The sequence below is a fragment of the Prolinoborus fasciculus genome (assembly GCF_056724605.1).
Window position 1 is genome coordinate 72,310 of the sequence record NZ_JBWZQN010000003.1, and the last position, 13,532, is coordinate 85,841.

Annotated in this window: 11 protein-coding genes; 5 read left to right on the top strand and 6 right to left on the bottom strand. The window is 44.6% G+C overall.

Going from position 1 to position 13,532, the window contains the following annotated elements:
• Positions 1 to 9: 9 nt before the first annotated feature.
• The 6 genes from AC1P5O_RS01265 to AC1P5O_RS01290 all read right to left on the bottom strand — a co-directional run bounded on the left by AC1P5O_RS01265 (position 10) and on the right by AC1P5O_RS01290 (position 8,310).
• A complete protein-coding gene (locus AC1P5O_RS01265) occupies positions 10 to 1,986 on the bottom strand; it encodes a MacB family efflux pump subunit (protein WP_155861715.1) in 1,977 nt (658 codons plus the stop codon).
• A 2-nt stretch (positions 1,987 to 1,988) separates the two neighbouring features.
• Entirely contained in the window at positions 1,989 to 3,350 is a 1,362-nt protein-coding gene (locus AC1P5O_RS01270; protein WP_004733071.1) for a MacA family efflux pump subunit, read from the bottom strand.
• Between the two features lie 124 nt (positions 3,351 to 3,474).
• Positions 3,475 to 4,461, bottom strand: a complete 987-nt coding sequence (gene holA, locus AC1P5O_RS01275) for a DNA polymerase III subunit delta (protein ID WP_004733070.1) — start codon at positions 4,459 to 4,461, stop codon at positions 3,475 to 3,477.
• A 9-nt stretch (positions 4,462 to 4,470) separates the two neighbouring features.
• Entirely contained in the window at positions 4,471 to 5,004 is a 534-nt protein-coding gene (locus tag AC1P5O_RS01280) for an LPS-assembly lipoprotein LptE (protein WP_005103222.1), read from the bottom strand.
• Positions 5,005 to 5,211: 207 nt separating this feature from the next.
• Entirely contained in the window at positions 5,212 to 7,821 is a 2,610-nt protein-coding gene (gene leuS / locus AC1P5O_RS01285; RefSeq protein WP_499005504.1) for a leucine--tRNA ligase, read from the bottom strand.
• A 135-nt stretch (positions 7,822 to 7,956) separates the two neighbouring features.
• Positions 7,957 to 8,310 (bottom strand): DUF4124 domain-containing protein, encoded by a 354-nt coding sequence (locus AC1P5O_RS01290; RefSeq protein WP_004647450.1) that lies wholly within the window; start codon positions 8,308 to 8,310, stop codon positions 7,957 to 7,959.
• A gap of 688 nt (positions 8,311 to 8,998) precedes the next feature.
• Here AC1P5O_RS01290 and AC1P5O_RS01295 point away from each other — a divergent pair.
• The 5 genes from AC1P5O_RS01295 to AC1P5O_RS01315 all read left to right on the top strand — a co-directional run bounded on the left by AC1P5O_RS01295 (position 8,999) and on the right by AC1P5O_RS01315 (position 13,409).
• Complete coding sequence (locus tag AC1P5O_RS01295) at positions 8,999 to 10,726, top strand: acetolactate synthase 3 large subunit (RefSeq protein ID WP_004278370.1); 1,728 nt, start codon at positions 8,999 to 9,001, stop codon at positions 10,724 to 10,726.
• Positions 10,723 to 11,214 (top strand): acetolactate synthase small subunit, encoded by a 492-nt coding sequence (gene ilvN, locus AC1P5O_RS01300; protein WP_004278369.1) that lies wholly within the window; start codon positions 10,723 to 10,725, stop codon positions 11,212 to 11,214. The genes AC1P5O_RS01295 and ilvN overlap by 4 nt, the downstream gene beginning before the upstream one ends.
• A gap of 104 nt (positions 11,215 to 11,318) precedes the next feature.
• A complete protein-coding gene (gene ilvC, locus AC1P5O_RS01305) occupies positions 11,319 to 12,335 on the top strand; it encodes a ketol-acid reductoisomerase (RefSeq protein ID WP_004647451.1) in 1,017 nt (338 codons plus the stop codon).
• A gap of 224 nt (positions 12,336 to 12,559) precedes the next feature.
• On the top strand, positions 12,560 to 12,811 hold the full coding sequence (locus AC1P5O_RS01310) for a hypothetical protein (RefSeq protein WP_004647452.1): 252 nt from the start codon (positions 12,560 to 12,562) through the stop codon (positions 12,809 to 12,811).
• Positions 12,789 to 13,409 carry a DUF2971 domain-containing protein gene (locus AC1P5O_RS01315; RefSeq protein WP_004647453.1) on the top strand — a complete coding sequence of 207 codons (621 nt, stop codon included), beginning with the start codon at positions 12,789 to 12,791 and terminating at the stop codon, positions 13,407 to 13,409. The genes AC1P5O_RS01310 and AC1P5O_RS01315 overlap by 23 nt, the downstream gene beginning before the upstream one ends.
• Positions 13,410 to 13,532 lie beyond the last annotated feature (123 nt).

Consider the following 13,532-nt stretch of genomic DNA (forward strand, 5'->3'; position numbering starts at 1 on the left):
TCAGGTTCCTTATTCGCGAGAAAGCGCATCGACTGGATTCAGACGAGCAGCGTTACGTGCCGGGATAAAGCCAAACACAATCCCGATCAGGCTTGAGCAGACAAAGGCAGCCACAATCGAAGTGGTTGAATATGCCATCTGGAAAGTACCGCCGGCAAAATGGGTAATCAATTGGCCAATTCCGAGGGAAAGCAGCACACCCAAAATACCACCCAAGATACAGACCAGAACGGCTTCAATCAGGAATTGCTGCAAAATATCACTTTGACGTGCACCCACCGCCATACGCACCCCAATTTCCTGAGTACGTTCAGTCACTGACACCAGCATGATATTCATGACCCCAATCCCGCCGACCACCAGTGAAATTACCGCAATTGCTGAAATCAGCAGGGTCATGGTCGCCGTGGTTTGCTGAATGGTTTCACGGATACTGTCGGCATTCTGCGTAAACACATCCTGCGCGCCATGGCGCTGTACCAGCAGATTCAGAATCGCATTTTCAGCCGCCACACTTGGGTATTCATCCTTGATCCGCACAATGATGCTACGCACATTGGATTGCCCCAGCATACGGCTCATCACGGTGGAATATGGCAGATAGACATTCAGGCTGTCATTATTGCCCATCATGCCTTTTTGCGCGTCAATCACCCCGATAATCCGGCTCGGTACGCTCCCGAGTAAAATCACCTGACCCACCGGATTGGTGCCATCCTTAAAGAAGGTATTTTTGGTATTGGTGTCAATGACGACATCTTGTGCCTGTTGCATGACGCTACTGCGGTCAAAAGGCTGACCGGACTGGAAAGTCATGCCACGTACATAGAAGAAATCTTCACTGACGCCGTTGACCGTGGTTGAAGCTTCAATTTCTTTGTAGCGGCCGGTGACACTGCTATTCACCGACGGACTGACGCCATCGACATAAGGCTGTTCGGCCAGCGCATCGGCATCGGCCGGAATCAGGGTCTTGGACTGTGAAGATCTGGAATTGTCCCCAAATCCTCGGCCCTGAAATACGGTAATGGTATTGGTACCCAGACTGCTGATATTTTCCAGAATCTGCTTTTGTGAGCCATTACCCAGCGCGACCACCGAGACCACCGAAGCGATCCCGATAATGATTCCGAGCATGGTCAGGAAAGTCCGCATGCGATGCGCATTCATTGCCAGCAACGCCATACGGAAAGCTTCACCGAGGCGGTCAACCGTAGAACGCCATGAAGAAATCTTCTTTTGTTCACTGCGGATTAGCGGCTGTTTTTCCAGGTGCTCTTCGACTTCAGGAACATTGGGTTGGTCGGAAATGATATTACCGTCTGAAATCTCGATAATTCGTGTCGCATTTTTCGCTACATTATGATCATGCGTGACCAGAATGATGGTATGACCTTTGGCATTCAGTTCACGCAAAATGCGCATCACTTCAATACCGCTGTTCTTGTCCAATGCACCTGTCGGTTCATCGGCCAAAATCACGTCACCACCATTCATTAGCGCACGGGCAATCGAAACCCGTTGCTGCTGACCACCAGAGAGCTGACTCGGACGGTTCTGGGTTTTTTCACCCAGACCCAGATCGGTCAGAATCTTGACGGCTCGCGCATGCCGTTCAGATGAATCCGCACCGGCATAAATCGCAGGGACTTCGACATTGCCTGCTGCATTTAAATCGCCCAGCAGATGATAACGCTGAAAAATAAAGCCGAAATATTCACGGCGTAATTGCGCCAGTTCATCCGCTTCCAGTTCCCGGGTTTCACGGCCTTTGACCTTGTAGCTACCCGTGGTCGGTTTGTCCAGACAACCCAGAATGTTCATCAGGGTCGATTTACCGGAACCGGACTGACCGACAATCGCCACCAGTTCACCCGGATAAATCTCTAGATTCACCCCTTTTAAAATCTGGACCGTGCTTTCACCCGCAGGGAATTCACGAACCAGATTTTTCACCTCGAGGAGAGACCGTTGTTGTGAATTCATGCTTACATTCTCATTGGGCCACGGCTATTGCCACCGCGTTTTGCTGCATCATTGGAGGTGTCAGAACCATCGGCAATCACCACCTGATCACCACGTTTTAAACCTTTCAGCACTTGCGCAGTCGCACGGTTATTCAAGCCGATTAATACAGGGGTTGGTTTCGCAGTACCATCGGCTTGCAAGACACGAACCATGCCACGTTGTGCTTTACCTTGCTCAATCAATGCAAGTTCTGCTTCAGACAGGTTTAGACGCGCTGGACGTTCACCGGCAGGGCGATTGCCTTGAGCCGATTCAGCTTCAGGACGTGATGCCGGACTGCCTTCACCGCGAGAACCCTCACCACGCGCTTCACCACGATTGGCACGTGGCGGACGGTTTGAACCTTGAATGGCCGCAGCAGGAATGGTCAGCACATTTTTGGCTTCATCCAGTACGATATAAACTTGTGCAGTCATATCAATACGTAATTTTCCATCTTCATTCGGTACATCGAACAATGCGTTGTAATACACCGCAGAACTTGACGATGAGCTTGAGGTATTGCTATCGGTATTAATTGAATTGGGTGCAGGCTCAACCTGACGTAGTTTGGCGTAAATCTTTTTCTCGTTATTGCCTAACGTAGTGAAATAAACCGTCTGACCTTCTTCAACTTTCATGACATCCGCTTCAGAAATTTCAGCTTTAATGGTCATGGTGTCGAGTTTGGCCAGTTTAACAATGGTCGGCGCACTCTGGTTGGCATTCACGGTTTGACCTTCTTCAGTCACAATCGCCACAATCGTGCCATCCATCGGGGCTACAATCTGGGTATAGCCAAGATCTTCTTTGGCAGTCGCCAGCGTCAAACGCGACTGTTCAATCTGTGCATTGATAGCGGTGATATCCGCTTGCGCCGTTTTATAGTTCGCAAATGCCGATTCCAGCTCTGAGCGAGAAGTGGCATCCTGTGCATACATGGCTTTCTGACGGTTGTATTCAGCTTCAACTTTGGCCAAATTCGCCTGTCTTACTGCAAGTTGTGCCATCTGATTTTTAATGCTGGCTTCAGCGGTTTTTAAATCATTTTCCTGACGAACGGAGTCAATCCGCGCAATCAGCTGACCTTGCTTGACCTGATCGCCCAGTTCTACATACATTTTTCTGACCTGACCCGAAACCTGCGCCCCCACGCTGACCATCTTGGTCGCTTCCAGAATACCAGTCGCCAGTACAGAGCTTTCGATATCGCCTTGGGTGACTTCAGCCGTAATATATTGCGGAGGCTGTTCTTTGGGTTTGAGGAAGTACCACCCCGCAGCGATGAGCGCAATGGCAATCACGGCGGCCATAATCAATTTCGTCGGTTTTATTTTTGGCATGATCAATATCGGTTCAAAATCAGAGAATTGTGAACGATTATAAAAGCGAAATTAGGATAAATCGTGTATTTTTTTAAACTAATAGGAATGATTATTATTTTATTTTTCGAATTTTGACAAAGACTTAGTGAAATAGGGGCTTGCCACAGATACTGGAAATCGCCTGTAGTACCAAATGCTCCGGATTTTCATGTCCGAGTCCTTTAATTGAGGCATCAATTCTTAATAATAACCCCGGCCAGGCCAGAAAAGTCTGTGGGCTGAGACGGCGCAAGGCTTGTTGATATAACCCGACTTTGGTTTTCCAGATCCCGATTTGCAAGGCATTTTGCGGTTGTTCAAACAGCTGCATCAACAGACGCATTTCCTTGCTGAGACTCCATAAAATCAGGCTCATCGGTTCACCTGAAACGACTAGATACTGAAAAATTTTGATCGACTGGGAAAGATTACCTTGTAGCAGGGCATCGCTCAAATCATAGGTGCTATAACGTGACTGATCTTGTAAACATGCATATAAATGATCAACCTGAATGATATCGACTTCAGCAAAGGTATCGCTAACCCGCATCAGGCTGTTCTTTGCTGCAAGCAGGTTGTGCTCATGATGTTGTTCCAGCCATTGCCAGGCATCATTGGCTAAACGAATGCCGAGTTTTTCAGCTTCAATACCCAGAATCTGCTGCCGGTCTTTTGGATAATTGGCCACCAGCGAAACATTCACACCATTGGCATCAATCAGCTGAAAGAAACTGGATTTCAGGCTATTACTATCCTGTTTGGGCATCACCACCAACAGCAGGTTTTGTTCATTATGCTGCAAATAGTTTTTCAGTAACTTGATTGCGCTGGCATCCGGTTTGATATTGCCATGTACTTCAATCGCCAACTGGGTTGAAAACAGCGACAAGCTGTTCAAGGCATTAAAGACGGTTTTCCAGTCGGCGACCGAACTAATGTCATAGCGTTGACGTTCAATGTCCTGCTTTTGCCAGCTGGCCCGAAAGGCATCAATTAAATTCTGTTCCAGCAAAGGCTCTTGACCATGCAAGACCCAAGCACCGCGAGCTTCATCGACACGTTTCAGGGCTTGCAGATAATCAAGTTTCATAAAGAGGTCTTATTGAGCAGGTTGCGCTGAGGTATTTTGTTTGGCTAAGGGTAAGCGGTTCGATGAAATCTGACGCGCGATCTGCTGCGCCACATCATCAATAATGACCTGATTCAGATATTTTTGTTCCTGGTCATCGGTGTTGACCGTTTCAATATCATATTGATACGTACGTGTTGCCACGACAGTGCGTGGTTCAGTGATCGGATTGCCTTGTGCATCTTCAATCCGGAAAGTCACGTTTAAACGTAACAAGGTTTCAACTAGTTTACCGTTCAGTTCCAGACGGCGAGGGGTGTAATCCAGGACACGTAACACATAAGCATTGGGTGCATTACTCAGCTGTACGCCTGCAGCACCGAGGTAAACTGCCAGTTTCTCTTGCAGTTCTTCAGTATTGGGCGGTAAAGACAGGCTCATGACAGAGTAAGCAACAGGGGCGGAGCTCGGATTGGTTCCTTTCAGATGAAAGCCACAGCCGACTAAGCCTGCACTCAGACCACAAGTTAAAACAATTGCTGCTAAATGTTTGCCCAAATGCATGTGTTGCCCTCTATGCTTCCCGAAGGGGAATATTTGAAATCCTGAACTGGATTGTAAAGTCAAAGCCCGTTGGCTGGCAACGGGCTTTGTTTGGGAATTGTGAAATCCTTCAGAAAGTTCCTTCTCCCTCTGGGAGAAGGTTAGGATGAGGGGTTATATATTTACCTCTCCCTAGCCCTCTCCTGAGAGGAGAGGGAACTTAAGGATTTAAACCACCAAATTCACTAATTTATTCGGTACCACAATTTCTTTCTTGGTTGGACCCGTCAAGAATTGCTGAACTTCAGGCAATGCTTTGGCTTGAGCCAAGATGTCATCTTTAGAGGCATCTACAGATACTTCTAACTTGCCACGAAGCTTACCGTTGACTTGAACCACGATGGTTTGCGTATTACGTGTCAGCGCAGATTCATCTACCGCAGGGAATAAAGTTGAATTCAATTCAATCCCAAATTCAGCCAATAAAGTCTGGCTTAAATGCGGTGCAAATGGTGCAAGTAAAGTTAACAGCGTGGTAATCGATTCACGTGCGACAGCAACGTCATTGTCATCTTGAGCTTCAAATTTGTTGTTAGCATTTAAAAGTTCCATCAATGCAGCAATGGCAGTGTTAAATGCATGACGACGTTCAATATCATCACCGACTTTTTGGATGGTTTCGTGTGTCTTACGACGCAAGTCTTGTGCAGCCGTAGACAGTGCCGCTTTGTCGATGTTTGCAGCAGTATTCGCTTTTTCAAGGAAGCCTGTTGCTAAACGCCATACACGTTTCAGGAAGCGGTTTGCACCCTCAACACCGGCATCAGACCATTCAAGTGATTGATCAGGTGGAGCCGCGAACATCATGAACACACGTGCCGTATCTGCGCCGTACTGGTCAATAATCGATTGCGGGTCGATACCGTTATTTTTCGATTTCGACATTTTTTCCTGACCACCAACGATAACGTCTTGGCCATCTTCTTTATATTTGGCAGAAAGCACACGGCCTTTTTCGTCTTTTTCAAGCTCGATATCTGCCGGATTAAACCAGGTTTTCTTACCTGAGTCTGCTTCACGATAGAAGGTATCTGCTAGCACCATCCCTTGCGTTAACAAGTTAGTGAATGGTTCATTGCCTTGTACCACGCCTTCATCACGCATCAATTTGTGGAAGAAGCGTGCATAAAGTAAGTGCAGAATCGCGTGTTCAACACCACCGATGTATTGGTTCACAGGAAGCCAGGTTTGACCTGCTTCAGGTTTCACCATGCCACCCGTAAAGTCTGGAGATGCATAACGTGCATAGTACCAAGACGATTCTACGAATGTATCAAGCGTATCTGTTTCACGACGTGCGTCGCCACCACAGCTTGGACAAGTCGTTTCATAGAACTCAGGCATTTTGTTCAGTGGGTTACCTGAACCATCTGGAACAACGTCAGTCGGAAGAACCACAGGAAGCTGCTCTTCAGGTACTGGCACTTGACCACATGATGGACAGTTAATCATTGGAATTGGACAACCCCAATAACGCTGACGGGAAACCCCCCAGTCACGTAGACGGAATTGAACTTTAGAACTTGCTAGGCCTGTTGGTTCTAATTTAGCAAGGAATGCATCGTATGCACCTTGGAAATCTAGACCGTCAAATTCGGCTGAATTGACCAGTTTACCTTCTTTCGAGCCATACCATTCTTGCCATTGAGTCGCATCAAAGTCGGCATCATCTGCGCCTTTAGCATCAATCACTTGCTTGATGGTCAAGCCATATTTATTGGCAAATTCGAAGTCACGTTCATCGTGTGATGGAACTGCCATCACTGCACCTGAACCATAAGACATCAATACATAGTTGGCGATCCAAACCGGAACTTCTTCGCCAGTCACAGGATGCTTCACAGAAAGACCGGTTGCCATGCCTTTCTTCTCGGCAGTCGCAAGATCCGCTTCTGCCACAGAACCCATACGGCATTCTTCAATGAATGCAGCCAATTCTGGGTTTGTTTCAGCCGCTTTCAGCGCCATCGGGTGTTCTGCTGCAACTGCAACATACGTTACGCCCATCAAGGTATCGGCACGGGTAGTAAATACCGTTAAACCATCTGCATACACGTCAGGATTTGCTGAAGGGAAAGTGATGTCCATCCCTTGTGAGCGGCCAATCCAGTTACGCTGCATGGTCAACACTTGTTGTGGCCAGCCATCTTTAAGCGTGTCTAAATCGTCAAGTAACTCTTGCGCATAATCAGTGATGCGGAAGTAGTACATTGGAATATCACGCTTTTCTACCAATGCACCTGAACGCCAGCCACGACCATTTTCAACCTGTTCGTTGGCAAGAACAGTCTGATCGACCGGATCCCAATTCACGGTTGAAAGCTTACGGTAGATCAAGCCTTTTTTATAAAGCTGAACAAATAGCCATTGTTCCCAACGATAGTATTCAGGGGTACAGGTCGCAAATTCACGATCCCAATCTACGGCTAGACCGAGTTTTTTCAACTGGTCACGCATGTAAGCAATATTTTCAAATGTCCATTTTGCCGGTGCAACCTGGTGTGCAATCGCTGCGTTTTCAGCAGGCAGACCAAAAGCATCCCAACCCATCGGTTGCAGGACAGTTTCACCTTTTAAGCGATGGAAACGGCTGATCACGTCACCAATCGTATAGTTACGCACATGACCCATATGTAGCTTGCCACTTGGGTAAGGGAACATCGAGAGAATATAACGACGTGGACCTTCTACTTTGTCGGCAACTTTAAAGGCTTTGCGAGATTCCCAATCCTGTTGGACTTGAGGCTCAATCGCACTGGCTTGATATTCGGAATCAATGTGAGTAGTCATAAACGTATCAGTGAATTACGGTGAAAAAAGTCTGTTGCACAGCATAGCGCAAAATGTACCTAAAAGTGAATTTTGCGCCGGCATTTCCCGAAGAAAAAACACGCTGTTCTATATAGAGGTGTCTTATAAAGCAACTGCACGATTTTTAGATTGCTGCAAGGCTTCGTTGGCTTCACGTTGTTGCTGGTCCTGATTCGCAGGAACTTGAGGGGCTTGTTGCTGTTGTTCTTGAGGTGTGTTCTCGGTTTGAACTTCAGTTTCAGTAGTTCTAGATGATGCTGGTGCTGAATTTTTCCAGCCATAGGTATCCACTGTGGTGGCTTTTTTCGCAGATTTCGGTGGTGGTGTTTTCGTATAGTGCGTGGTGCCCTTGGTATCGACCCATTTATAATACTGGATTGCTGAAGCACTGCTGCTACAGATGCCTAGAGAAATTGCACAACTCAGACTTAAGGCAGTTAAAAAAGATATTTTCATTGTTTTTGAGCCTCTGTGTTCTAGCCATAAAATACTACAAAACATTGTAGTGATTTTCACAGTAAAAATAATGAATTTTTTATCCGCTCTATTCATGATTAAGAGTCGAACAGCTTCTGCATCTCGTTTGTAGAAGTGGTGAGCAAATTTTCAGACACAAAATTTATTGATAAACAACTTCACTTGATTTAATAAAAATTCATTCATTTTTTTTATATAAGACATACTAAAAATTTATAAAATTAAATATATAAGTTTATGAATTTTATTGGATTAAATATTATTAGATTAATTCTTTATTACTGTCTTTGCTCTAGATCGCTGTTAAAAACAGCAAATCAGGTGTTTTTAAGCGCATATTGCCTGTTTTTTAAACTTGACTTTAAAGCCTGAAAACACAAGAATGCTGCAATAGTTTTATATGCCTTAATCGATCACCCTTCGACTAAGTGTCATTTCATGCAGTGGGCGATTTCTCTAGCCGAGAAATTGAACAAAGCTAAGCAAAATATGTTTATCCCAACATGTTTTAGGTCTTGTATTGCTCGAACAGCCAAGAGATCAGATTTTTTTCCTATTGCTATGAAAACTATGAAATTTGTGTGCTATAACAGTGCAGACAGTTAACAAATGAAACACTGCAAATGCCTCCCATTTGTGCAGTGTCATAATATTAGGGTGAATCACGTTGGAACTTCTATCTGGTGGTGAAATGCTTGTTCGCGCATTAGCGGACGAAGGCGTTGAACATGTTTTTGGATACCCAGGCGGCGCAGTTCTTCATATTTATGATGCGCTATTTCAACAAGACAGAATCAATCATTATCTCGTACGTCACGAACAGGCTGCCGGTCACATGGCCGATGCTTACTCACGCGTGACAGGCAAGACCGGTGTTGTGCTAGTGACTTCAGGTCCGGGTGCAACCAACACGGTAACGCCAATTGCAACGGCCTATATGGACTCAATCCCGATGGTGATTTTGTCAGGTCAGGTTGCGAGTCATCTGATTGGTGAAGATGCATTTCAGGAAACCGATATGGTCGGTATTTCACGTCCTATCGTGAAACATAGCTTCCAGGTGCGTCATGCCAGCGAAATTCCTGCGATTATCAAGAAAGCCTTCTATATTGCGTCTTCAGGTCGTCCAGGTCCTGTAGTGATTGATATTCCAAAGGATGCGACCAATCCTGCAGAGAAATTTGCTTACGAATACCCAGAAAAAGTGAAGATGCGTTCGTATCAGCCACCGTTCCGTGGTCACTCAGGTCAAATTCGTAAAGCGATTGAAGAACTGATCCATGCTAAACGCCCAGTTATTTACTCAGGCGGTGGTGTGGTTCAAGGCAATGCTTCAGCACAATTGACAGAGCTTGCGCATCTATTGGGTTATCCAGTGACCAATACCTTGATGGGTCTTGGCGCATTCCCGGGTGATGATGAACAGTTCATCGGTATGTTGGGTATGCACGGTACTTATGAAGCTAACATGACCATGCACAATGCAGATGTAATTCTGTGTGTGGGTGCGCGTTTCGATGACCGTGTGACCAACAATCCTGCAAAATTCTGTCCAAATGCTAAAGTCATTCATATAGATATCGACCCAGCGACAATCTCAAAAACCATTATGGCGCACATTCCAATTGTCGGTGCTGTAGAGCCTGTACTGAATGAGATGTTGAACCAGTTGAAACAGCTTAATGTTTCTAAGCCAAATCCTGAAGCGATTGCGGCATGGTGGAAACAGATCAATGAATGGCGCAAGGTTCATGGCGGTCGTTTTGAAGCGGGTGTTGATGGCGTGATGAAGCCACAACAAGTGGTTCAGGCATTGGATAAAGTGACCAATGGCGAAGCGATCATTACTTCTGATGTCGGTCAGCATCAGATGTTTGGTGCGATGTATTACAAATACAAACGTCCACGTCAATGGATCAACTCAGGTGGTCTAGGCACCATGGGTGTAGGCTTGCCGTATGCAATGGCTGCGAAGCTTGCATACCCGGAACAGCAAGTGGTGTGTATCACCGGTGAAGCATCGATTCAGATGTGTATCCAGGAACTGTCGACCTGTAAGCAATATGGCCTGAATGTAAAAATCCTGTGCCTGAATAACCAGTCTTTAGGGATGGTGAAGCAGTGGCAAGATATGAACTATGAAGGACGTCATTCAAGTTCTTATGTAGATTCATTGCCTGATTTTGCCAAACTGATGGAAGCCTATGGTCATGTCGGTATTCAGATTAATCATGCCGATGAGCTAGAGTCGAAGCTTGCAGAAGCGATGGCGATTAACGACAAGTGCGTATTTATTAACGTTATGGTAGATCGTACCGAGCACGTTTATCCGATGTTGATTGCGGGTCAGTCGATGCAGGATATGTGGTTGGCTAAAGGGGAGCGCACGAAATGAGACATATTATCTCTGTACTCGTAGAAAACGAATCAGGCGCGCTTTCCCGTTTAGTGGGTTTGTTCTCACAGCGTGGCTACAATATCGAAACATTGAATGTTGCTCCGACTGAAGATCCAACGCTTTCACGTTTGACATTGACCACTTATGGTGATGATCACAAGATTGAGCAAATTACCAAACAGCTTAACAAGTTGGTTGAAGTGGTGAAAGTGGTTGACCTGTCTGAAGGTGCACATATTGAGCGTGAATTGATGCTGATTAAAGTCAAAGCATTGGGTTCATCGCGTGACGAAATCAAACGTACGGCAGATATTTTCCGTGGTCAGATTGTCGATGTAACCCCAACGACCTATACCATTCAAATCGCGGGTACCACTGAAAAAGTGGATGCGTTTATTGATGCACTTGCAGAACACACGATTTTAGAAGTGGTTCGTTCAGGTGTATCAGGTATCGCACGCGGCGAAAAAGTACTCACCATCTAATTTAAATATTTCCTCATCCTAATAAGAAGGGGGTATCAGGCAATGTAAATACAAGGGTCATTGCCTGATTTAAACAGACAAACAAGCATTAAGCGGAGACAGCAATGCAAATTTTTTACGATAAAGACACTGACTTATCTATCATCCAATCTAAGAAAGTAGCGATCATTGGTTACGGTTCACAAGGTCACGCGCATGCGCTTAACCTGAAAGATTCTGGCGTTGATGTCACTGTAGGTTTACGTGCGAACTCTACTTCTTGGAAGAAAGCTGAAAATTCAGGTCTTAAAGTTGCTGAAGTTCCTGCTGCTGTAGCACAAGCTGACGTAGTGATGATTTTGACTCCAGATGAGTTCCAATCTCAACTTTACCGTGACGTAATTGAGCCAAACATCAAGCAAGGCGCTACTTTAGCATTTGCTCATGGTTTCTCGATTCTTTATAACCAAGTTGTTCCACGTGCTGACTTAGACGTAATCATGGTTGCACCTAAAGCTCCTGGTCACACCGTACGTTCTGAATACCAACGTGGTTCAGGTGTTCCTGACCTTATCGCGATTCACCAAGATGCTTCTGGTAATGCGCGTAACGTTGCTCTTTCTTACGCTTCAGGCGTAGGTGGCGGCCGTACAGGTATCATCGAAACTTCATTCCGTGAAGAAACTGAAACTGACCTTTTCGGTGAGCAAGCAGTTCTTTGTGGTGGTGCTGTTGAATTGGTTAAAATGGGCTTCGAAACTCTGGTTGAAGCGGGCTATGCTCCTGAAATGGCGTACTTCGAATGTCTACACGAACTTAAATTGATCGTTGACTTGATGTTCGAAGGCGGTATCGCGGACATGAACTACTCAGTGTCAAACAACGCTGAATACGGCGAATATGTAACGGGTACTGAAGTAATTAACGAACAGTCTCGTGAAGCAATGCGTAATGCACTTAAACGTATTCAATCTGGTGAATACGCGAAGATGTTCATTCAAGAAGGTGCGTTGAACTATCCATCTATGACTGCTCGTCGTCGTCAAAATGCGGCTCACGGTATCGAAGTAACGGGTAACAAGTTACGTGCGATGATGCCTTGGATCCAAGCGAACAAAATCGTAGATAAAGAGAAAAACTAATTTCTCGAATCAATTGATTTGAATGCGAAAACCCACTTAATTTGAGTGGGTTTTTTATTTCTATGTTTGCGTACCTTAAAAAATGGGAAAGCAGTGCTTTCCCATTTTTTCATATTTTGGATTCAAACAAAATCGTTGATAAATAGAAAAACTAATCTCTTAATTGGCTGATTTTTATGCTATAAAAGTCCTGCGAAAGCGGGGTTTTTTATTGGATAAGAATAATGATTTTATATAAATATGTTGGCTTTGATGCTGGTTTAAAAATATTAGAAACAAGTGCTTTAGGCTTTTCTTTGACGCGCGATTTTAATGATCCATTTGAGGTGACGGCTTTAGCTTTAATGGGGGAAACGGTAAATGTTGGTGTAGAAACGCAAGCTGTAAGAAGTCGGTTTATCAATAAATATGCAGTATTGTCTTTAACTCGAGCCCCCTTACTTAAATCCTTTAATGTGGTCTCATTATGCAGATAGTCATAAAGGAATGGTGATCGGGATTGATACAGAGAAGGCAGGTTTAGAAAGTTTTGAAAATTATACGATACCTGCTCAGAGAGGAGAGATAATTTATGTGAATACAGTGCTACAACATATTAATTCAATAGATGCCGTGCAATTAATGCAAATTGGAAGTAAGCATCATATATGGTGGAAATCTCATGAGAGATTACTAAAACATGCTGTTCTTTATAAGCAATTATGTTGGGCGTATGAAGAGGAGGTTAGGGTAGTGAAATGTTTGGGGAGTGAGGAATACCATTCTTATCATTCAAAGGAAGATAAGAGATTTGAGTTGGATGGAGAGCAGTGGGAAAGAAAATATATTGGTTCAAGAAGTATATTCTTAAAAAGCATCCCATCAGATGCATTTGTTGAGATATATCTTGGGGAAAATAGTTATCGTGATCAAAGAAGGAAGTATGATAATTTAATCGATGGTTATAAAGTTCCTAAAATTTTACAGTTAAAAGAATTTAGTCGGAATAATAATATTGAATTATTCACTGTTTTAGTTGATACAGAAACATGGTCTTTAAAAAGAAAAATTATTAATTCAGTTGATTTAGATTAGGGTGTGTTGACACTTTTAGCTTAAAAAAATAGCGAAGTAGTAAAATCAAATCGCCAAACCCAATTTTACTATTCGCTATGCCTCGTACCATGCTGACAGATCAACACTGGCAAAAGTTGAAAG